Annotated in this window: 19 protein-coding genes, 1 tRNA gene and 1 pseudogene; 10 read left to right on the plus strand and 11 right to left on the minus strand. The window is 35.1% G+C overall.

All coding sequences use genetic code 11. The features are described 5' to 3' along the window. From VKY41_RS08885 to VKY41_RS08895, 3 genes and pseudogenes are all read left to right on the plus strand, one after another. Positions 1–832 (plus strand): annotated as a pseudogene (locus tag VKY41_RS08885) (type I restriction endonuclease subunit R); the annotation flags it as partial. A 109-nt stretch (positions 833–941) separates the two neighbouring features. Then, positions 942–1,616 (plus strand): hypothetical protein, encoded by a 675-nt coding sequence (locus VKY41_RS08890; protein ID WP_500814094.1) that lies wholly within the window; start codon positions 942–944, stop codon positions 1,614–1,616. Positions 1,617–1,913: 297 nt separating this feature from the next. Continuing rightward, positions 1,914–2,603 carry a GIY-YIG nuclease family protein gene (locus VKY41_RS08895; RefSeq protein ID WP_500814095.1) on the plus strand — a complete coding sequence of 230 codons (690 nt, stop codon included), beginning with the start codon at positions 1,914–1,916 and terminating at the stop codon, positions 2,601–2,603. A 214-nt stretch (positions 2,604–2,817) separates the two neighbouring features. Here VKY41_RS08895 and VKY41_RS08900 read toward each other — a convergent pair whose 3' ends face one another. From VKY41_RS08900 to VKY41_RS08910, 3 genes are all read right to left on the minus strand, one after another. Further along, complete coding sequence (locus VKY41_RS08900; RefSeq protein WP_500814096.1) at positions 2,818–3,564, minus strand: hypothetical protein; 747 nt, start codon at positions 3,562–3,564, stop codon at positions 2,818–2,820. Positions 3,565–3,880: 316 nt separating this feature from the next. Further along, positions 3,881–5,023, minus strand: a complete 1,143-nt coding sequence (locus VKY41_RS08905) for a saccharopine dehydrogenase family protein (RefSeq protein WP_500814097.1) — start codon at positions 5,021–5,023, stop codon at positions 3,881–3,883. Between the two features lie 185 nt (positions 5,024–5,208). Continuing rightward, a tRNA-Met gene (locus tag VKY41_RS08910) sits at positions 5,209–5,282 on the minus strand. Positions 5,283–5,711: 429 nt separating this feature from the next. On the opposite strand from VKY41_RS08910, the gene VKY41_RS08915 reads away from it, so the two are divergent. Then, on the plus strand, positions 5,712–6,098 hold the full coding sequence (locus VKY41_RS08915) for an START-like domain-containing protein (RefSeq protein WP_500814098.1): 387 nt from the start codon (positions 5,712–5,714) through the stop codon (positions 6,096–6,098). Between the two features lie 54 nt (positions 6,099–6,152). Then, positions 6,153–6,998, plus strand: coding sequence for an aminotransferase class IV (locus tag VKY41_RS08920; RefSeq protein ID WP_500814099.1), 846 nt, complete (start codon positions 6,153–6,155; stop codon positions 6,996–6,998). Here VKY41_RS08920 and VKY41_RS08925 read toward each other — a convergent pair. The 5 genes from VKY41_RS08925 to VKY41_RS08945 form a co-directional block, all read right to left on the minus strand. Beyond that, a complete protein-coding gene (locus VKY41_RS08925) occupies positions 6,995–7,555 on the minus strand; it encodes a YqgE/AlgH family protein (RefSeq protein WP_500814100.1) in 561 nt (186 codons plus the stop codon). The two genes, VKY41_RS08920 and VKY41_RS08925, sit on opposite strands and share 4 nt — an antisense overlap. 113 nt (positions 7,556–7,668) lie before the next feature. After that, positions 7,669–7,941 carry an HU family DNA-binding protein gene (locus VKY41_RS08930; RefSeq protein WP_500814101.1) on the minus strand — a complete coding sequence of 91 codons (273 nt, stop codon included), beginning with the start codon at positions 7,939–7,941 and terminating at the stop codon, positions 7,669–7,671. 196 nt (positions 7,942–8,137) lie between these two features. Next, complete coding sequence (fmt, locus tag VKY41_RS08935) at positions 8,138–9,085, minus strand: methionyl-tRNA formyltransferase (protein WP_500814102.1); 948 nt, start codon at positions 9,083–9,085, stop codon at positions 8,138–8,140. Between the two features lie 2 nt (positions 9,086–9,087). Then, positions 9,088–10,986 carry a RecQ family ATP-dependent DNA helicase gene (locus tag VKY41_RS08940; RefSeq protein ID WP_500814103.1) on the minus strand — a complete coding sequence of 633 codons (1,899 nt, stop codon included), beginning with the start codon at positions 10,984–10,986 and terminating at the stop codon, positions 9,088–9,090. Beyond that, positions 10,986–11,528, minus strand: coding sequence for an AAA family ATPase (locus VKY41_RS08945; RefSeq protein ID WP_500814104.1), 543 nt, complete (start codon positions 11,526–11,528; stop codon positions 10,986–10,988). The genes VKY41_RS08940 and VKY41_RS08945 overlap by 1 nt, the downstream gene beginning before the upstream one ends. Before the next feature lie 156 nt (positions 11,529–11,684). Between VKY41_RS08945 and VKY41_RS08950 the strand changes: the two genes are divergently transcribed. The 4 genes from VKY41_RS08950 to VKY41_RS08965 all read left to right on the plus strand — a co-directional run bounded on the left by VKY41_RS08950 (position 11,685) and on the right by VKY41_RS08965 (position 15,929). Next, positions 11,685–11,978 carry a DUF493 family protein gene (locus VKY41_RS08950; protein WP_500814105.1) on the plus strand — a complete coding sequence of 98 codons (294 nt, stop codon included), beginning with the start codon at positions 11,685–11,687 and terminating at the stop codon, positions 11,976–11,978. Between the two features lie 67 nt (positions 11,979–12,045). Then, complete coding sequence (locus VKY41_RS08955) at positions 12,046–12,693, plus strand: DUF4290 domain-containing protein (protein WP_500814106.1); 648 nt, start codon at positions 12,046–12,048, stop codon at positions 12,691–12,693. Positions 12,694–12,702: 9 nt separating this feature from the next. Continuing rightward, on the plus strand, positions 12,703–14,019 hold the full coding sequence (gene murA / locus VKY41_RS08960; RefSeq protein ID WP_500814107.1) for a UDP-N-acetylglucosamine 1-carboxyvinyltransferase: 1,317 nt from the start codon (positions 12,703–12,705) through the stop codon (positions 14,017–14,019). Positions 14,020–14,363: 344 nt separating this feature from the next. Continuing rightward, positions 14,364–15,929 (plus strand): protein adenylyltransferase SelO, encoded by a 1,566-nt coding sequence (locus VKY41_RS08965; protein WP_500814108.1) that lies wholly within the window; start codon positions 14,364–14,366, stop codon positions 15,927–15,929. A 39-nt stretch (positions 15,930–15,968) separates the two neighbouring features. Here VKY41_RS08965 and VKY41_RS08970 read toward each other — a convergent pair whose 3' ends face one another. Further along, entirely contained in the window at positions 15,969–17,273 is a 1,305-nt protein-coding gene (locus tag VKY41_RS08970; RefSeq protein WP_500814109.1) for a cryptochrome/photolyase family protein, read from the minus strand. Between the two features lie 164 nt (positions 17,274–17,437). Next, the gene (locus VKY41_RS08975) at positions 17,438–17,662 is read right to left on the minus strand and encodes a hypothetical protein (protein WP_500814110.1); all 225 of its coding nucleotides are present in this window, start codon (positions 17,660–17,662) and stop codon (positions 17,438–17,440) included. A gap of 860 nt (positions 17,663–18,522) precedes the next feature. Here VKY41_RS08975 and VKY41_RS08980 point away from each other — a divergent pair. Next, entirely contained in the window at positions 18,523–19,368 is an 846-nt protein-coding gene (locus tag VKY41_RS08980; protein WP_500814111.1) for a DUF2911 domain-containing protein, read from the plus strand. A gap of 93 nt (positions 19,369–19,461) precedes the next feature. Here VKY41_RS08980 and VKY41_RS08985 read toward each other — a convergent pair whose 3' ends face one another. Next, positions 19,462–21,141 carry a sodium:solute symporter family protein gene (locus tag VKY41_RS08985; protein ID WP_500814112.1) on the minus strand — a complete coding sequence of 560 codons (1,680 nt, stop codon included), beginning with the start codon at positions 21,139–21,141 and terminating at the stop codon, positions 19,462–19,464. Positions 21,142–21,244 lie beyond the last annotated feature (103 nt).

Below are 21,244 nucleotides of genomic sequence, written 5' to 3' on the forward strand. Positions count from 1 at the left end.
TTACACAGCGACGTCATTAAGCGAAGCAACCGATGTAAATGTATTGCATGAGTTAAAAGACGCATTAGATGCAGTAGGTGTTTATGAGTGGAGTGAGGTAGAGGATTTTAATATCAAGTTTTTCAACAAAGAAGATGCACAGGTTTTAAGTCCAATCATAGAAAGAGCTGCCGAACGGTTTATTAATGAATTAGAATTAGAAGATGATGATAAAGCCGACTTTAAGATCAAAGCAAAACAGTTTGTGAAAATCTATGGGCAAATGGCTTCGATTATGCCTTATGAAATATTGAATTGGGAAAAACTGTTTTGGTTCTTGAAATTCTTGATTCCAAAATTACCTATTCGTCCAGATGACGTTGACGGTTTAGATGAATTGTTAGAATCTGTCGATTTATCCACTTATGGTTTAGAGCGCGTAAAACTAAACCAAACCATTGGATTAGATGATTCAGAAACAGAAGTAGATCCTCAAAACCCAAATCCTAGAGGAGCACATGGTGAAGATGAGGAAAAAGATCCATTAGATTTGATTATCAATAGCTTTAACGAGCGTTGGTTTCAAGGTTGGGAAGCTACACCAGACGACCAACGTGTAAAGTTCATTAGTTTAACAAAGTCTATTCAAGCACATCCAGATTTTCAATCAAAAGTAGCAGAGAACAGTGATGCACAAAACAAGGATTTAGCTTTTAAAAAGATCTTAGATGATGTCATGTCCAAACAACGCAAGCAAGAATTAGACTTATATCGCTTATACGCCAAGGATGAAGCCTTTTATCAAGCGTTTTTTGATACCATGAAGCGGATGGCAAGTGTTCAAGGCTTATGAGTTAAAAAAAATACTTTTATCCGAACTTAGCTAAACCTTACTTAAAATAAAAGATTCACAATCGTCGAAGAAAAAGGCAGGAGTGTGAGTTGATGACATTAATGAAGATTTGAATAATACCGACCACGATATACAGATTATAAAAGCATCACTTTTAAAACGTAAACTAAAGGCCGTCTCTGATACTTTAGATGATAATAATGCCATCAGATTACACCGTGCAATAAGTTGGGTCAAATGTGCCGAAGAACAAGCCGATAATCCAGATTTAAAATTTATAACACTGTGGATTGCCTTTAATGCCTGTTATGCCGATAATGATGCGCATGAGCACGAGCTGTCAGAAAAGAAACGGTTTAGAGACTTTATTGCAAAGCTGGTCAATTACGATGTAGAAGAAAGATTCTTTAAAATTTTATGGTATAAGTTTCCAGGCCCTGTAAGATTGTTAATTGATAATAAATATGCATACAAGCAATTTTGGGACGCACAACGTGGAGATTCAATAGATTGGGAGTCACGTTTTAAACAATCTCAAATAGATTCAAGAAATTATTTAGCACACCAACAGGTGTCTAAACTATTGGAGTTAGTTTTGGATAGATTATATACAGTTCGAAACCAATTAATTCACGGTGGTGCAACCTATCAAAGCAAACTGAATCGCTCTCAAGTTAAAGATGCGAGTCAAATCCTAGAATTTCTATTACCCATTATCATAGATGTCATGATAAGCAATGGAGGAGAGGACTGGGGTATCATAAATTATCCGGTGATTGATTAGTACGGATTGTTTTAATCTTAAATCTTTAATTCAAAGAGGAGAAGGAGAATATTTGTAAAAACAAATTGATAAAACAACCATAGCTTCTAGATTAATCCCAAAATTTAATTCAAGAGGTAATGGAATGGCTGATCTATGGTGAGAATGGCAATCTAAAAAAAGCGATTTACCAATAAAGCTCAGTCGCAAAAAAAACAACTAAAAAACAGAAATATTTCACCAAAGCACTTTTATAAGGATCATTAATATTCAAACTCCTTGATTAAATTCACACTTCATCTAACAAAAAAAAATTATATGATAAAAATATATATATTAAGATTGGAAAATGATAAATATTATGTTGGTCAAACAGTAAACGTTAATGAAAGGATTAAGAGTCATACAAACGGAAAATTAGGGTCCGAATGGACAAAAACTAATAAACCGATTGAACTTGTTGAGGTAATTGAAACTAGATTTAAGGACGTGTCAGAAGCAATGTTTTTGGAAAACTCTATAACCATAGAATTGATGAAAAAAATCGGATGGAAAAATGTTAGAGGAGGTGATTATTGTACCCTTAATACAGAAAAATTACGATTCTTACTATGTAATAACTCTGATCTGGGAGATGAACTTTTACCAGTTCTGAACCCTAAAAGATTCAACTTGAATTATCACGGAGTATTTGTTTTTGTACTTAAATTAAAAATGGATAAATATTTTGTCGGAATTGCGAGGAATTTAAAACTTGGAATTTTAAAAGAATATAATAAGAAAGGCTCTAAATGGTGTGAAATGTACGAACCGACTGAATTAATTTCAGTCAAAAACATTTCAAATCATGATAAAGAAGAATATAGAAATTTAGTTAATAATGAAGTTATATCAATAATGAAAGAAACTAATTGGTGGAAAGTTAGAGGCGGAGATTATTTTGAGCCTAATGAAGTCAAGCATCGTAATAAAGTTCTACGTAATACTGATATTAAAATCGTATTATAAAACCTTGCCCAAGAAAAAACCAACCCCATGTCTCCCTTTAATTTCACACAACCCCATTCCAAGCTTAAATAGATGTTTAAGCTTTTTTTATTTTCTACTTGGTACAGCTTAAAACACTAACCTAACTGTGTACCCCCTGTGACAATCAAAACAACCTATCTTAAAAGCTTGTTTGAAACGCCTTTCAATCCCAATAGAGTAGAGGAGATTCCCCTCATCCCATATAATCCAACACCCGAACCGCTATGCCCATCTGTAAATCATAAACCTCCTGGTCGATGATCTCGTAATACCGCATACCAATCACTGCAACTCCAGAATACTGAGGGCTAACCACATCCTCCGGCACCAAATCAAAAGTAGAGGAAGGTGCATCAACCGCTAAAAAGCAAGTAGGAGACACTTCCAAAGCAGAGTTCAAACTATCAAAGTCAAAGTCTAAAACCCCTAAGGTAATGCCAATATGAGTGGCGGTCTTAGGCATTTTAAACAAACTAGGGTTGAAATTCTTAACCTGCAACTGCTGCGTGTTCCAGTTAAACCGAGAATGCATGTATAAATTCGACATCACCTCCTGATTGGGGATAAAATCAAACTGCTTAAGCATGCGTTTCCCTTTAGCCGTTTGCAACCCAAGTTTAACTTGTCGCGCTCCCCGTTCAGAAATCAAATCCAAACTCTTAAGCTTTGTAAACAAAGTCATCAACCTCGAGTGGATCTGCTTCCCCTTTAATCCTCCAAAAAAAGGAAGTAAAGCCCTTCGAAACTTGCCTTTAGTCCTACTACAATGCCCAAATTCCGTGGAATTATCCCGTACAGGTTTCATATTGTCCTGAGTTCGGATAGCCTCGCCATTAAAACCACCACCCGCCTTACGAACAAAGCCTTTCCCCTCCATAATAAAGAAATTCAAGTCTCCAATAGTGCCGCTAATCTTAAAGAGTCCTCGTTGTCTTGCCATAGTTCTTATGGTGTTGTATTAAATATACGCTAATATAGTATAAATCAGCAACATACGCAATAGGTATAGCGTATGTATAGCGTATGAACCCCCTACATACTCCGTAGTAACCCCGTATAAACAAGGTACATTTAACAAATCATAGTCATGCAAGTAATATAAAAAGGTCGTCAAGAGTCTAAGTCTAGTGCGTCGCTCAATCCCTCAGACTCTAATGAAATTCATAGTAAGAACGGATATATGCCAATAAAAAAGTCCAACAAACAAGTGTTGGACCCTGACTGTCTTATCTAAGTATATAATATCTAAACGAACCCTATAACCTTCCATAAACGCGACTAATAAAGTCACCGTTTAAAAAGGTTGTACCATCCAACTGACTTTGGAATACAACGCCTTTTGGCTGGGTTTCTAACAACCAGCTAATAGCTTGTACCAATGCCGCTGCCGTCGTGGTCTGAATAGCTCGTAGTTTGTGTTTACCAATAAGTTGAGGAAGCACGTGTTTAGCAACCTCCTGTCTGCGTAAAACCCCTTGAGAGTCTGTGCCTTCTACAGCAGCATAAATAACAATTTGATCGTCTTCTATATGCGGAATATCTCTTAGCATAATCTCTTGTAAACCAGAAATAGGATCTGTACCAGAACTTAAGCCTTTCAATTGCTCTTCTACCCAAGCATAATGTCCAGGATGTCTTAAGGTTTTATAATCTAATTGCTTCACTTTTCCGCTTAAAGCATCGGGTAAGTCGGCGGCACCTCCCGAGGTTAAATCTTCCTCATAGCTAATACCATCAATAATAATACGAGCCCTTTCCGAAAGCGCAGGCAGCGTAGTCTTTTTATAATCCCGAATAACAATACAGTCCTTTAAGTATTCCGTAGCAACCCCTATCGGACTCCAAGTAAATCCATAAAAATGAGGGGAGATAGCATGATTGGTCAGCGCACCAACTTTAAATTCTAAAGTGTCAACCTGTTCAACCTCATAGTGCTTACAAAACCTTTGAAACAAATAATGAGCCAATACATCAATATAGCCAGGGGCTAACCCAGTTTGTAATACAAACCCTGTTTGGGCACCTTGGGCGATATCGATAATCTCATTGGTTTCCGCCACATATTCTGTAAGATTGGCATAATACAGCTGATGAGTTTTAGCCATACGAGCCATAGTAGGAGCTAAACTACCAGGTAAGCAGTCGAGTAGGGCGTCACCTTGTTCAAAAATCCCCTCCATCTCTTTACTAATAACCTGGGCATCCAAGTGAAAGGGAATCACCTGACACGGTTTAGTGCTGCCATCCATAATCCACCGCGCAACGTTTTCGGCCTTATCAAGGAAGCGATCTCCTATGTAAATAGTAGGCGTAACAGAACTCCATTCTGCCAAAATAAGTCCAGCAGCTTCGGCAATACCACCGGCACCTGCTATAATAATGTGATAGTGTGTTTTCATAATAAACCATTCCAAATTCAGATATAACAAGATAATAAAAATAACGAAAAGCTCCTCGGTAACAGGGACTTACTTTTTAGGCAGAAATAGAGTCGAAAAAGGAGGGAGGGCGCTAAGGTGAAAAGAAAGCAAAAGTATAGGCATAAAAAAAAGTCCAATACCTTAGGTACTGGACTTTAATTTCGTAGCGAGATCGGGAATTGAACCCGAGACCTCCGGGTTATGAATCCGACGCTCTAACCGACTGAGCTACCTCGCCATAATTAATAAATCATCTTAAAATAATTATAAGATGCCTTTTTAACGGCTGCAAATATAAAAACAAATTTAAAGAGAGCAAACATAAGTGCTAATTATTATTTAATATTATTTGTTAAAGCACATAAGGACCATAATCTTAGTGCTTTAAAGAAGGGTGAATAATTAGTCAAAAATAAATCACAAGGAGTTTTTACATCGGGCGCCATTAAAAATCTCGCCCACCTAAGTTATTACAAGAATTTACAAGCGCATTTTTAGTAGATGGCAACCATGTATCTACTTAATAATTATTGTAGTATATTTAAACAGGATGATTTGTGTAAAACCAAAGCGTGTTTTTGTCGGGGTAAATTGTTGATTATTTTTAAAAAATGTTTTAAACTTATTAATTAATGTATATCTTGAGCGCTTATAATACAATGTTAAAATGGACGAAAAAATTAAATTTGAAATGGAGTTCCCTATTCAGGCTTCACCTCAATTACTTTACCAATATATATCTACTCCTTCGGGCTTATCAGAGTGGTTCGCAGAAAATGTAAACTCTCGTGGCGAGCTGTTTAAGTTCATTTGGGATGGTGTAGAAGAGCAAGCTAAACTTGTTAGTAAAAAAAGTGGGGAACGTATTAAGTTTAAATGGTTGGCTGATGAAGAACCATCGTACTATTTTGAAATTAAAATTCAAGTGGACGAAATTACCAAAGACGTGAGTATTATCGTTACAGATTTTTCTGAAGAAGATGAGGTGGAAGAAACAAAAATGCTTTGGGAAAATCAGATTTCAGATTTAAAACAGGTATTAGGTTCTGCTTAGTGGATTTTTACTTTATTAACTTATATTTGTCCCGAATTTATTTCGGGATTTTTTATGGTCAATTTTAACGGGAAACTTACAGATACAAATCAAATTATTTCAACAGCAAATAGAGGCTTTAATTATGGTGATGCACTTTTTGAAACAATAAAAGTGTCCCATGGTAAAATTCTATTTTGGGAAGACCACTACTTCAGGTTAATGGCATCCATGCGAATATTAAGAATGGAAATCCCAATGAATTTCACCATGGAATTTCTTCAAGAAGAGATTTTAAAACTCCTAACAGCTAATAACGGCTTAGAGCAAACCTACCGAGTAAAACTGTTTGTTAATAGAAAAGAAGGAGGCTTGTATTTGCCAGAAACCAATGATGTAGATTATTTAATTTCTGCCAAACCACTAGAATCGGACTTTTATTTGCTAAACGAAGAAACGTATGAAACCGATTTGTTTAAAGATTTCTACCTAGCTCCAGGCTTGCTGTCTACCTTAAAAACAAACAATAAAGTTTTACATGTGGTGGGAAGTATTTATGCAAAGGAAAATAGCTTGCAAAACTGCTTTCTTTTAAATACCAACAAACAAGTGGTTGAAGCTTTAAACGGGAACCTGTTTCTAGTAAAAGGGAATACCATTAAAACGCCACCGCTTTTAGATGGTTGCTTAAAAGGAATTATAAGAAAACAACTGATAGAAATTATAAAACAAATACCGGAGTATACGCTAGAAGAAGCATCTATTTCTCCTTTCGAAATACAAAAGGCAGACGAAATATTTATTACTAACGTCATTACCGGAATTCAACCGGTAACAAATTATAGAAAGAAAGCATTTACTAATGAAGTAGCAAAAAACTTACTTCAAAAACTAAATGTAAAGATAAGATTGGCAGTTTAATTGGCACTCGGATCTTCCGGAGCATTACACCAAATACTGTATTCTTCACCTAATTCTACCATTTTTTCCTTCCAGAAAAACTGATAGTCTTTTTCTATAATAGATTTTTCATAGATGTTTTCAGTAACCACCCACGAGTTGGTTTTTAACTCATCTTCTAATTGATCGGTTTCCCACCCAGAATAACCAAGGAAAAAACGAATGTTATTCTCGCTTAATTCATTGCGAGCAATGAGTTCGGCTACAGTGTCAAAATCGCCACCCCAATAAATTCCCATTGAAATTTCTATACTGTTAGGAATAAGTTCTGGTACTTTGTGGATGAAATATAAATTGTCTTGCTCTACGGGACCTCCATTGTAAATTCTAAACCTAGCTTTTATTTCCGGAATTAAATCTTGAATGGTGTAGTCTAATGGTTTATTTAAAATAAAGCCTATCGCGCCTTCTTCTGTGTGATCTGCCAGTAATACGATGGAGCGATTAAAAGAAGAATCTCCTATAATGGATGGTTCTGCTATTAACAAATCACCTTTTTTGGGTTTTATTGTAATCATAGCTTAAGAGGATTATAATTTAAATGTAATAAATATTTTTTTAACTACAAATAGATATAAAAAAAAAGCCTTCGAAACTTCGAAGGCTTAATTAAATTGTTAATGAGTAAATCTTAGTTTACTGCATTTGATAAATCTGATCCAGCTTTAAACTTAACAACGTTTTTAGCTTTAATCTGTATAGTTTTTCCTGTTTGAGGATTTCTTCCTTCTCTTGCAGCTCTTTTAGATACTGACCAAGATCCAAAACCAACTAAAGAAACTCTGTTACCTTTTTGTAACGCTCCTTCAATTTCAATTAACGCACATTCTAAAGCTTTTTTTGCAGCTGCTTTAGTAATTCCTGCGTGTTCTGCCATAGCATCGATTAAATCTGATTTGTTCATAATTTTAATTTTAATTATTAATAAATTGTTGGTTAAACATTCTTTTTTTGTTAAATCCATTACAAATTTATACGGATTCTTAAACCACGCAAGTAATGACGTGGGAAATCCGGCAGATTGTTAATAACTTTGCATAATTGTTAATAAAGCTAGTGCATTTCATCGGATATTTTGCAATATCAACAACTATAAGGGTTTAGAACGTTTTTGATGAGGCTGCAAATGAATATCCATTTAAAAGTGATTTGGCGTCCATTTTTCGCTTTCCAGGAAGCTTTAATTCTTTTAGATGTATAAAGCCTTCTTTTACTGCTACTTTAATTTCTTTTTTAGTAACTACTAAATCTCCAATGGCTAATTCATGGGGTTCTTTTTCTAGGTCTGAAGCATAGATTTTTACATCTAAGGTGTCTTCACCATTTTTTAAATAGGTCCAAGCAGCTGGATAAGGACTTAAACCACGAATCTTGTTGTATATATTGGTCATACTGTCTGTCCAATCTATTTTACAGTTGTCTCGGTTTAGTTTATTTGCCGTTTTAGGGCTTTCAGTTTTTGGCTGTGCTTGAGTGCTTACAGAGCCTTGTTTAATGAGATTTACGGTTTTTATAACCAAGTCACTTCCGGCATGCATGAGCTTATCATGTAATATACCAGCATCATCGGTAGGGGCTATGGCTACTTCTTCTTGAAGGATAATTTCACCGGTGTCAATCTTTTCATCTATAAAGAAGGTGGAAACACCCGTCTTTGTTTCACCATTAATTATGGCCCAATTTATAGGGGCAGCGCCTCGATAGTCTGGCAATAGGGAGGCATGCAGATTAAATGTACCATATGCCGGCAATTGCCAAACAACTTCAGGAAGCATTCTAAACGCTACTACTATTTGTAAATTGGCGTTTAAACTTTTTAGTTCTGCCAGAAACTCCTCGTTTTTTAAATTGGTAGGCTGCATAATATGTAGGCCTTGAGATTGGGCATAGACTTTTACAGCACTTTCATTTAATTTTCTTCCTCTTCCTGCGGGTTTGTCGGGAGCGGTTATCACACCAACAATTTGATATTCTTTTTCTACTAAGTCTTTTAAAATGGTTACTGCAAAATCCGGCGTTCCCATGAATACAATTCTTAAATCGCTCATATTTAATATAATTTGTAGGTGTTTTTATTGGTTATTCTAATAAATTCATGCTCTAATAGTAGCCTCAACACATTTTGTAAGTCTGTTTCTGAACAGGATACCTGCTCTAGTAATTCCCTGGAACTTAATTCACCAGAACTTAAAGCTTGCAATACTTTTATTTGAACTTGTTTTAAGTCCGACTTGTTTTGGGTTTTGTTCCTCTTGATACACACGGAACAAATTCCACATGCCTTCACTTTTTCTTCTCCAAAATAGGAGAGGAGTTGCACACTTTTACAGGTCTTATCGTTTTCTATATAGTTGATAACTGAATGGACTTGATGGTGCTTTAACTTGTTTTGTGCGTCAATATAATGTGAAATTCTATTAATAGCATTGTCGTCTTCACGTGGTTGTAAATAGGTTATTTCAGAATCGGTGGTCGAAAGACTTAATGTAATGATCTCATCTTTTTCCAATTGTTTTAAAGCTGAAAATACACGATCTTCAGAAACCGAAGCTTTTTCTGAAACTAATAAACTATTTATTTTTATATCGTTTTCAAAAATACCACCATAGGTTCTAAGTATGGTTTTAACAAGAACACTCAGTTCTGGATGGGTTTCTAAGTATGAAAAAAGAGCGGCATTGCTAATAATAAATTGAAGGCTTGTTTTTCTATTAAACTGCTTCGATAGGGTAATAATACTCGTTCTATCTAGTAACTGTAAGGTGTTATAAGTAATTAAGCTTGGCAGTTGATAGGTTTTACAAAAGGCATTGAAATTAAAATCGTAAACCTGGTTCTGACCTTCACCAAAGGAAATTTGAAAATAATTACTTAATTTTCTATAAATATGCTTGACGTCCTGAATACTTGGCAAGGATTCTAGAAACTGGCTTTTTACCGAAACCACATCGCTTTTATTTTTTAAAATAATAGCAAAAGCTTTGTTTCCGTTTCTTCCAGCTCTACCAGCTTCTTGAAAATAACTTTCTATGCTTTCAGGTAAATTAATGTGAATCACCGTTTTAACATCTGGTTTATCAATGCCCATTCCAAAGGCATTGGTAGCAACCATCACTTGTTTTTGGTTGTTAATCCACTGATTTTGGTTCGCTTCTTTTAGCTTATTGGATAAACCGCCATGATAGGTCGTAGCCGAAATTCCTTTCTTATTCAAAAACTCCGAAATCTCGATAGTCAATCGTCGACTCCTTACATATACTATAGAGGATTGTGGGTTTTTCTTTAAAATGGCTTCTAGTCGGTAATACTTATCGTCTTCATCAAAAGTCATATAAGCTAAATTCGACCTTTCAAAGGATTGTTTGAATATTTTGGGTTTAATAAAATCCAATTCTTCTACAATGTCCTGAACCACTTCGGCAGTGGCAGAGGCGGTTAGAGCAATGCAGTTTACCGTTGGCTTAATTTGTCTAAGAAGCTCAATGTTTTTATAAGCAGGTCTAAAATCATTCCCCCATTGCGAAATACAGTGCGCCTCATCTACAGCAATTAAATTCACAGGCATTTGCTTGATTCTATCTTGAACCAATTCCTGTTGTAAGCGCTCTGGAGATAAATAGAGAAACTTGTAATTGCCATAAATACAGTTGTCCAACAAGGTGTCTAGTTCATGATAGGGAATGCCACTGGTGATACTTAAGGCTTTAATTCCTTTTTGTTGTAAAGCGTTGACTTGATCCTTCATTAAAGCTATTAAAGGAGATACTACGATGCAAATTCCTTCCTTGGCTAAAGCAGGGATTTGAAAGCATAGCGATTTACCACCACCGGTTGGTAGTAAGGCAAACACATCTTCACCTTGTAAAACGGCTTCAATAATGTCTTCTTGAAGGGGTCTAAACGAGGTGAAATTCCAATAGCGCTCTAATATATTTATAGGATGCTGCATTACAGCTCATTTAACTTCTTTAACAGGTAATCTACTCTGTTTTCAACGGTGTCAAAAGGAATATCTATTAAGTTATATTGATATTTATGGTAGGTTTTAAGAAGTTGTTGGTGTATTTCTTGCGATTGCTCAAAGTTTTCATAGCGCTCACTATCACTAACAAAAATTTCCTGCCATGGTGCTAAAACAAATACTTGCGTGTATTTGCAACTATTACAGGCTTCAACAAAGTCTTCAGGGTAGCTTTCGTTGGCAAAATCCATATATGCCAAAACGTCGGGCACACCTCGATCTAAAAATACCAGGTCGTTTTCTAGTCGCAAAGCGGCTTCGTATTGCTTAACTCTGCCCTCCAATAGCCTTTGACTAAATAGAAATGGCTGACTTAGAAAAAGCTGTTCAACCCCTTCTTTCCTAGCTTCAAGAGTAACCTGTCTAGAAATTTCTTCTAAACAAGTGTAACCTCTCTTAGTTAATTCGTTAATTAAGGATGTTTTTCCGGTTCCTGGTCCCCCAGTTATGACGATTCTTTTTAAACTCAAAATTGGCAAGGTTTTGGCTGTAAAATTCGTGATTTAAATCTTAAATAAAAAATCATAAGGAAATAGTATCTTTACAAACTTCAAAAAATATAAAAAAAATGCTTATTTTATGTGAATGAAGTAAGGATGATAGAAAAAAGACCCTAAATAATAGAAATGAACGACAATAAAAAATCAGAGGAGTTTTACACCAAACTAAAATCGCAGCTTTATGAAAATACCTCATGGCCTGCAGAATATTTATACAAGTTTATAGTGAAGTCCAATTTAGAAGCTATAGCTAAGGTGGAGGCCATTTTTAACAATGTAGGTGCGGTGATACAAACCAAGGAATCTAAAAATGGAAATTATACCAGTATTTCCATTAGCGTTAAAATGAAGAACCCAGAGCAGGTGATTGAAAAATATAAAGAAGTAGGAGAAAAAGTGGAAGGCGTTATTAGTCTTTAATATTTTTTCGTACTTTGCGCGTGCATAATTAACTTCATGCAAAACTTAAAAACACCACAAATTTATTTTGATAGATAATTTAGAATATAACACGGAGCGTGAACATTTAATCATTCCTGAATATGGACGTCATATGCAGAAAATGATTACCTATGCTAAAACACGTGAAACTAAGGAAGAACGTAATAAAGTAGCCAAGGCTATCATCTCAGTAATGGGGAATCTACAACCACATTTGCGCGATGTGCCAGATTTTCAGCATAAACTTTGGGATCAATTGTTTATCATGGCAGACTTCGATATCGACGTGGATTCACCATACCCAAAACCTTCAAGAGAGGAATTGTATGCAAGTCCGCAACCACTAAAGTACCCACAAAATCATCCAAAATATAGATTCTACGGAAACAATATTAAAACAATGATCGATGTGGCTTGTACCTGGGAAGAAGGAGAACTAAAGGAAGCTTTGATTTACACCATTGCTAATCACATGAAAAAAAGTTTCTTAAACTGGAACAAAGATACCGTGGAAGATGAGGTTATTTTTGGTCATTTAAGAGAACTATCCGATGGTAAAATCAATCTTAAAAATGAGGATGAAGATTTAACAGATGCCTCAAGTTTAATGAGAAGTTCCAAAAAATACACGTCTTCACCTAAAAAAACACATCACAAAAAAAGCAATACAAACAGAACGAGAAAACGTTACTAACCTAAACGTATGGGAATATTTAAAATTGAAGGAGGTCACCAATTAAAAGGAAAAATACAACCTCAAGGCGCTAAAAACGAAGCTTTACAAATATTATGTGCAGTCTTGCTAACTCCCGAATTAGTAACTATTCACAATATTCCAGATATCGTTGATGTTAACAAACTAATAGAGTTACTAGTAAAACTAGGAGTGGAAGTTAATAAAATCGGTGCAGGGTCATACACGTTTAAAGCTAACAATGTTAATTTAGAATATCTAGAATCTGCCCAATTTAAAGAAGACGGAAAAGGATTAAGAGGTTCCATCATGATTGTAGGACCACTTTTAGCGCGTTTTGGTAAAGGATATATTCCTAAACCTGGAGGTGATAAAATTGGAAGAAGAAGATTAGACACGCATTTTGAAGGCTTTATTAATTTAGGAGCTAAATTTAGATACAATAGAGAAGAGTATTTTTATGGAGTAGAAGCCAAAAAACTGAAAGGAGCGTATATGCTTCTTGATGAAGCTTCGGTTACAGGAACAGCAAATATTGTGATGGCTGCTGTTTTAGCTGAAGGGACTACAACCATATATAACGCAGCCTGCGAACCATATTTACAACAACTTTGTAAAATGCTTAACCGCATGGGAGCAAAGATTAGTGGTATTGGTTCCAATATGTTAATAATTGAAGGTGTCGATTCATTAAAAGGAACAGACCATAGAATGCTTCCGGATATGATTGAAATTGGAAGCTGGATTGGTTTAGCGGCCATGACCAAAAGCGAATTGACCATTACCAATGTAAGTTGGGACGACTTAGGACAAATTCCAAACGTATTTAGAAAATTAGGAATTACAGTTGAACGTCAAGGCGATGATATTCACATTCCTGCGCATACAAATGGCTATGAAATTCAAAACTATATCGATGGTTCTATTTTAACCATTTCCGACGCTCCTTGGCCAGGATTTACACCAGATTTGCTAAGTATTATTTTAGTGGTGGCAACCCAAGCAAGAGGAAGTGTTTTAATACATCAAAAAATGTTTGAAAGCCGTTTGTTCTTTGTGGATAAATTAATCGATATGGGAGCTAAGATTATTCTTTGCGACCCGCATAGAGCAACTGTTATTGGTCACGATTTTAAATCGCAACTAAAAGCAACAACCATGTCTTCTCCAGATATTAGAGCAGGGGTAGCCTTATTAATTGCAGCATTATCTGCAAAGGGAACATCTACCATTCACAATATCGAGCAAATAGATAGAGGTTACGAAAATATAGACACGCGTTTACAAGCTATTGGTGCAAAAATTGAACGTTTAGAAGGGAAGTAATATACCTTCGATTTGCATGGCTTATGCATGAACAAATACCATTGGCTACTTATCTAAAAAGTAGCCAATGGTTTATAATAAGTCATCTAATAGACAAGAATAGGAGCATACCACGTAACCTGTTCAACTTGCCAAATAAATTAAAATGGGAGCATATCTCATTTTAGAAAAGTACCAGCCACATCTCATAAATAATGCGCAATGACTGAACGGAAGGTACCCCATGGTTTATCTTAATAAACGAAAAAATAGGGTAGTATTTTCCGATTTCATCTAAGTGCTAAGTAAGGAATAGGGGAATAGAATAGACTAAGCTATTCAAGACGATACTTTAAAACATTACCATGAAATTTAATATAAAAGATACATTTACTAAAGAATTACCTGCTGATCCGATATTGGAAAACTTCAGAAGACCGGTTCATGCTTGTTTTTCTTATGTAGAACCAAAAAAGACGAAACAACCAGCCTTAGTTCATGCGTCTCCTGAATTGGCTAAGGAGCTTGGAATCACTGACAACGATTTACAGTCTGAAGCCTTTCTAAAAATCTTTTCTGGAAACAGCATGGTTCCAAATACAAAACCTTACGCCATGTGTTACGGAGGGCATCAATTTGGAAATTGGGCAGGACAATTAGGTGATGGAAGGGCTATTAATTTGTTTGAAATGGAACACAATAACAAGCACTGGGCATTGCAGTTAAAAGGAGCAGGGGAAACTCCGTACTCTAGAAGTGCAGATGGCTTGGCTGTTTTACGTTCTTCCATTCGTGAGTATCTGTGTTCTGAAGCCATGTTTCATTTAAATGTTCCTACCACAAGAGCATTATCTATTTGTGAAACTGGCGACAGGGTTTTAAGAGATATTTTATATACCGGGCATCCAGAATATGAAAAAGGAGCAGTGGTTTGCCGAGTAGCACCTTCTTTTATACGCTTCGGAAGTTTTGAAATTTTATTGGCTAGAGAAGATGTTGAAACATTAAAATTACTTACAGATTATACCATCAAACACTACTTTCCTCATATAGAAAAGGGAACCAAGGAAGGCTATATTCAGTTTTTTCAAGAAGTTACAAACCGCACCTTGGACATGTTAATCTATTGGCAACGTGTGGGGTTTGTTCATGGCGTTATGAATACAGATAATATGTCCATTCTAGGCTTAACTATTGATTACGGTCCTTATGGTTGGCTTGAAGGATATGATGAGGGATGGACACCAAATACCACTGATAATAGGGATAAACGCTATAGATATGGCAACCAGGTTAATATAGGTCTTTGGAATCTTTACAGATTGGCAAGTTCATTATTCCCATTAATCGATGAGGCTGAACCTCTTGAAGCAATTCTTGAAGGCTATCGCACTGACTATAAGAAACTATACCTAAAGATGATGAAATCTAAAATCGGTATTTTTTCGGAGGAGGCGGAAGATGTTGTTCTCATTAATACTTTGGAGGAGAACTTGCAATTGACCGAAACAGACATGACTATTTTCTATAGAAATCTAAGTAAGATTGATAAGAACGCTGCAATAACAGATGATTTTTTAGCTCCGGAAATGGATGCCTTTTATGTGCCAGAAGCTATAAATGGTACGGTGAAGGAAGAATGGAAAGCTTGGTTTCAAGCTTATGTCTCTAGACTGCAACGCGAAGCCTTATCCAATGAGGATAGAAAAAATAAAATGAACTCCGTAAATCCAAAATACGTCCTTAGAAATTATATGGCTCAGTTAGCTATAGAGGCAGCGGATAAAGGAGATTACTCTGTGGTGGATGAACTGTACCAATTACTCTTGAATCCTTATGGAGAGCAAAAAGAATCCGAAAAATGGTTTGTAAAAAGACCAGAATGGGCTCGTAATAAAACAGGATGCTCCATGCTTTCTTGTAGTTCTTAAAATCAAAGGCTCTTTTAGTTTCAAGAGAATTAATTTACTCTAACTCAATGCTTCTTTGTAAACTCTTAAACAGCGTTCTCTAGCTTCTTTATGATCTACCATGGGCTGTGGATAGCTTAGTTCTTGAAAATCTGGAACCCATTTTTTAATATACTCTAGTTTTTTATCAAACTTATCTATTTGTGTCGTTGGATTAAATATTCTAAAATAGGGGGCAGCATCTACGCCACAACCAGCCACCCATTGCCAGTTACCTATGTTGCTTGCCATTTCATAATCGTGTAGTTTTTTGGCAAAATAGGCTTCGCCCCAACGCCAATCTATTAATAAGTGTTTGCATAAAAAGCTACCAACCAACATACGTACACGATTGTGCATAAATCCGGTTTCATTTAATTGACGCATGCCTGCATCTACTAGGGGGTAACCTGTTTTTCCTTCACACCAAAGTTGAAATTCCTTTTCGTTATTTCGCCATTTAATGTTGTCGTATTTGGGTTTAAAGCTGCGGTGTACGGTTTCTGGAAAATGCCATAAAATTTGCATAAAAAATTCTCTCCAAATTAACTCTTGCCAAAAAACCTCGTTGGTTTCAGCAATGGCTTTTTGCATAACAGTCCTAATACTAACTGTTCCAAATCGTAAGTGCGGCCCTAATTTAGAGCTGCTATCCTTGAAAGGAAAATTTCTTGTGGCTTCGTAGTTTTGAATTAAATCAGAGTCCACTTTAAAATCTGTAATGTCCTGACTTGAAGGGGAGAAGCCAAGATCTTTTAAACCGAGGTTTGGGGCGTCTAGTATCGGAAACAAATTATGGAGTATTTTTCTCGAAGGATAGGTTTCTAAGGTTTCAGAATTGAATTTGGCCTTCCACCTTTTCATATAGGGTGTATACACCAAATAAGGCTTGCCATCACTTTTTACAACTTCGTTTTTTTCAAAAATCACCTGGTCTTTAAAATCTTTAAATTGAATGTCACGACTAGTAAGAAAACGGGCTATTTCGGAATCTCTTTCCTGAGCATAGGGCTCGTAATCCCGATTTGTAAATACCGAGTTAATTTGGTATTGCGTGACTAAATTTTTAAAAATTTCCAAAGGTGTTCCATGATACAAACAGATGTCGCTTTCGTAATTGGACTGTAATTGGTCCTTTAAATTTTGAAGGGTTTTATAAATAAAACTGACTCGTGAATCATTTTTTGGGAGTTCGTCTAAAATATTTGTGTCGAAAATAAAAATTGGTAGGACAGGATGCGGGCCTTTTAAGGCTTCAAATAAGCCAATATTGTCATCTAGACGTAAATCTCTACGAAACCAAAATAGGTTAATTGTTTGTGACATAGTTTATAACAAAAAAAAATCAGTTCTACGGGTAATTTAAATAATACTACAAAAAAAAATACACCAAACGATCGGCTTGGTGTATTTTTAATAGTTTTTATTACTGAATCAAATAAGGTTAGTAATAGGTTTAAAGTCTACCTTTTATTCTAAAACCTAATGTTTTAGGCTGTTAAAGGTCTTCCTTTTAGACGTTTTTCTACTTTTTGTTTCATGGCAGTAAGTCTTTTCATAATCTCCATGATTTTCTCGTCTTTCTTTGTTTTATATATTTCATTTAAACCAAGGATAAGCGATTTAGCTTCTCTTGAAATCTCAATGCGATCGCTTGTAGATAGAGATCTTAAACTTGTTTTTTCAAATTCTAAAGCTTTGTCTATAAGTTCCATAATTTTATTGTTTTAATAGTTTTTAATTTTAAATAAATAATGCCTTTAACAGGTTTTGTAATGAATGGGATTGTGTGATGAATACTTGTTTTTAATTCAATGCAATCCTTTTTCCATATGGAATATCATTAATTTTGTAATTCTGCAAGCGTCTAATTTCAATTCTTGAAGCTTAGACAAAATGAACAAATACAACCTGTTATTCTCTAATGGAGTAATAAAGCCATTATTTTCGGGGAATACAAATCTTTAACCAAATTTTGGCAATTAAACTATTTTTTAAGCACCTTTTTGAAAGGGAAATATGTTAAATTATTAAATCGAGTAAATAATGGAATATTTTAAAATAGTATAGCTAGGGGGAATTAAGGCGTATAAATCAAATAAATTAGGGTTCTAAATCTTTTTGGCAGATTTCTCAATCACTTGACGGTAAAATATGTAAAGGCTGAGTTTATAATATATAAACTCTCTTACTCAATATATCATTATAAAAATCAAAAGAACTAATAAATAATTGAACATTATTTATTGGTTGAAGCGTGTAAGTTGTTGGTTAATAAGCTGTTTCGATATTTAAACCACAGTTTTATCTATGATTTAAATGTTAAAAGCTGTATATTTGAGAGTGAAAAATCGTAGTAAATGTAAAAACTAACGGAATTATTGATAAAATGAATAAAGTATGAAAAGAAGATTTAATCTGTAACCTAAACATCAGTCATTTAGAGGGTTTTTACCAAATGCTTAAAAGTATTGATCACAAGTGTCTTGGGGAAGATTAGGTTTTTATTAACAAATCCTTCCCACTTAAGGGCTATTTTTGTATTATTAATATAATTATTTTAAAACTTAAAAAAATGAAAAAAATATTATTATTTATGGCTGTAGGAGCCTTATCGTTCCAAATGAATTCTCAGGTTACAACGCCACAATCTAGCCCATTAAGTAAAGTGGAGCAGAAGGTAGGTTTAACCGATTTCACACTTGAATATTCTCGTCCAGGAGTAAAAGGACGTACCGTTTTTGGAGATCTTGTCCCTTTCGATAAAGTTTGGAGAACAGGAGCAAACAAAAACAGCATCATAACGTTTACAGATAACGTAACTATTATGGGGCAACTTTTAAAAGCTGGATCTTATGCCGTTTATGCAAAACCAGGAAAAGAGGTTTGGGAAGTTATGTTTTACACAGAAACTGGAAACTGGGGCTTACCTGAAAAATGGGATGATTCTAAAGTAGCAGCTAGAGTAAATGCACAAGTACACCAAATGCCTTTTAATGTTGAAAACTTTACTATGGATATTAATCAAATTAGTAATTCTGGAGCAACTTTAGAAATTATATGGGAAAAAACCTATGTAGGAGTTCCTTTTACTGTGCCAACAGATGATAAAGTTTTAGCGTCTATTAACGATGCTTTAAACGGGACACCAAAAGCAAGCGATTATTACGCTGCAGCGGTATACTATTCTGAAGAAGGTAAAGATTTAAAACAAGCAAAAGAATGGATGGATAAAGCCATGACAATGATGGATGAGCCAATGTTCTACCAATTGAGACAACAGTCTTTAATTTACGCGAAAACGGGTGATATTAAAGGAGCTATCAAAATTGCTAAAAAATCCTTAGAAGCTTCAAAAGCGGCAGGAAATGACGATTATGTAAAAATGAATATGGACTCTCTTAAAGAATGGGAGAAATAATTAGTTTAAAATTAATAATAAAAAAAGCCTCACAATTTTATTTGTGAGGCTTTTTTTATTTTATAGGTTTTCTCTAAAAGATACCCTTGTTATTTACCTGGATTTAAAGAGGAATTTCTGAAGGATAAATGCGAGTAGAATGACAAGCACACAACCAAATAGGTTCAACCATAAATACGGCATCCAATCGAACCACCAACCAATAATTACAATAGCTTGAGTAATTAAAGCCGCAACGAAAACCGCATGGCCACGAACGTATTTAAAGAAAAAGGCCAACAAGAAAATTCCCAGTACATTTCCGTAGAAAATAGATCCTATAATATTTACTAACTGAATTAAATTATCGGCTAAATAAGCAATACTAGCAATAATTATGGCTAAAATTCCCCAACCAAACGTAAACCATTTTGTTGCTTTCAAATAATGGGTTTCATCCTTATCAGGAGCAATACTTCGTTTATATAAATCTAATGAAGTTGTAGAGGCCAATGCATTTAATTCGCTTGCTGTACTAGACATGGCTGCACTTAAAATAACAGCTAAAAGTAAACCAATTAAACCACGAGGTAAATTGTTTAATATAAAATGAATAAACACATAATCTTTGTCGTTGGTTTCAACACGCATAATTTTTTTATCAGCCGCATCTTGAATCAATACTTTTGCAGCTTCTCGGTTTACCCTGTCCGCCTCATTAGCTAAAGCAATTTCATTTGCAAATTTAGCATCTCCGGTAGCAACAAAATTATTTATGTGTTCTTGCTTACGATTGAAAATAGTTAGTTGTTCATTTTTCAATTCTTGATAGGCCCCCGAGAACTCTGAGTTCATAAGAACCTGTTCTGCGGCAGGATTAAAGTTTATTGGCGACTCGTTAAATTGATAAAAAACAAATACCATAACTCCTACCAATAAAATAAAGAACTGCATTGGTACCTTTAGTAAGCCGTTAAAAATTAAGCCCATTTGCATTTCCTTTACAGATTTTCCTGATAGATAACGTTGCACCTGACTTTGGTCTGTTCCAAAATAAGATAATGCCAAAAAGGTTCCACCAATTAAACCGCTCCAAACCGTATAGCGATTTTCCATATTAAAAGAAAAATCCAGGACATCCATTTTCCCACTTGCTCCAGCAATTTCTAAAGCTTTAGTAAAAGTGATGTTTTCAGGCAAATAGCTTATAATTAAGAAGAAAGCAATAAACATTCCTGTAAAAATGACCGCCATTTGGTGTTTTTGAGTCATGCTTACTGCTTTAGTTCCACCAGAAACGGTGTAAATAATTACTAAAAGCCCGATAACGACGTTTAAGTAAGTTAAGTTCCAACCTAAAACAGCAGAAAGGATGATGGCTGGTGCGTAAATGGTAATTCCAGCCGCCAATCCGCGTTGAATAAGAAATAAAATAGCAGTAAGACTTCTGGTTTTTAAATCGAAACGATTCTCCAGAAATTCATAAGCGGTATATACTTTAAGTCTGTGGTATAAAGGAATAAACACCATGCAAATAATAACCATGGCAATAGGAAGTCCAAAATAAAATTGTACAAAGCCCATACCTGAATGGAAGGCTTGTCCCGGTGTTGATAAAAATGTAATAGCACTGGCTTGTGTTGCCATTACCGATAAACCAATCGTCCACCATTTCGATTGATTTCCACCACGTACATAATCTTGAACGTTTTTACTTCCTCTAGTTTTCCAAGTTCCGTAGCCTACAATGGTAGCAAGTGTACCAATTAAAACAATCCAGTCTAAAGTTTGCATATTTAAAAAGCTTTGGAGATAAAGTAAAAAATAACAATGTAAACAGCATTCGCTATTAATACCAAGGTGTACATGTTATTCCATTTGTATTTTTTCATATGTT

This window comes from Xanthomarina sp. (assembly GCF_035306605.1).
Taxonomy (GTDB): domain Bacteria; phylum Bacteroidota; class Bacteroidia; order Flavobacteriales; family Flavobacteriaceae; genus Xanthomarina.

Bases quoted from the DNA above. Each gene is read 5' to 3' on its own strand.
- VKY41_RS08975 (WP_500814110.1), bottom strand. From the start codon at position 17,662: ATGGAACTTATAGACAAAGCTTTAGAATTTGAAAAAACAAGTTTAAGA.
- fmt (WP_500814102.1), bottom strand. From the start codon at position 9,085: ATGAGCGATTTAAGAATTGTATTCATGGGAACGCCGGATTTTGCAGTA.
- VKY41_RS08900 (WP_500814096.1), bottom strand. From the start codon at position 3,564: ATGGCAAGACAACGAGGACTCTTTAAGATTAGCGGCACTATTGGAGAC.
- VKY41_RS08965 (WP_500814108.1), top strand. From the start codon at position 14,364: ATGAAATTTAATATAAAAGATACATTTACTAAAGAATTACCTGCTGAT.
- VKY41_RS08930 (WP_500814101.1), bottom strand. From the start codon at position 7,941: ATGAACAAATCAGATTTAATCGATGCTATGGCAGAACACGCAGGAATT.
- VKY41_RS08985 (WP_500814112.1), bottom strand. From the start codon at position 21,141: ATGCAAACTTTAGACTGGATTGTTTTAATTGGTACACTTGCTACCATT.
- VKY41_RS08925 (WP_500814100.1), bottom strand. From the start codon at position 7,555: ATGATTACAATAAAACCCAAAAAAGGTGATTTGTTAATAGCAGAACCA.
- murA (WP_500814107.1), top strand. From the start codon at position 12,703: ATGGGAATATTTAAAATTGAAGGAGGTCACCAATTAAAAGGAAAAATA.
- VKY41_RS08970 (WP_500814109.1), bottom strand. From the start codon at position 17,273: ATGTCACAAACAATTAACCTATTTTGGTTTCGTAGAGATTTACGTCTA.
- VKY41_RS08950 (WP_500814105.1), top strand. From the start codon at position 11,685: ATGAACGACAATAAAAAATCAGAGGAGTTTTACACCAAACTAAAATCG.
- VKY41_RS08980 (WP_500814111.1), top strand. From the start codon at position 18,523: ATGAAAAAAATATTATTATTTATGGCTGTAGGAGCCTTATCGTTCCAA.
- VKY41_RS08915 (WP_500814098.1), top strand. From the start codon at position 5,712: ATGGACGAAAAAATTAAATTTGAAATGGAGTTCCCTATTCAGGCTTCA.
- VKY41_RS08905 (WP_500814097.1), bottom strand. From the start codon at position 5,023: ATGAAAACACACTATCACATTATTATAGCAGGTGCCGGTGGTATTGCC.
- VKY41_RS08895 (WP_500814095.1), top strand. From the start codon at position 1,914: ATGATAAAAATATATATATTAAGATTGGAAAATGATAAATATTATGTT.
- VKY41_RS08940 (WP_500814103.1), bottom strand. From the start codon at position 10,986: ATGCAGCATCCTATAAATATATTAGAGCGCTATTGGAATTTCACCTCG.
- VKY41_RS08920 (WP_500814099.1), top strand. From the start codon at position 6,153: ATGGTCAATTTTAACGGGAAACTTACAGATACAAATCAAATTATTTCA.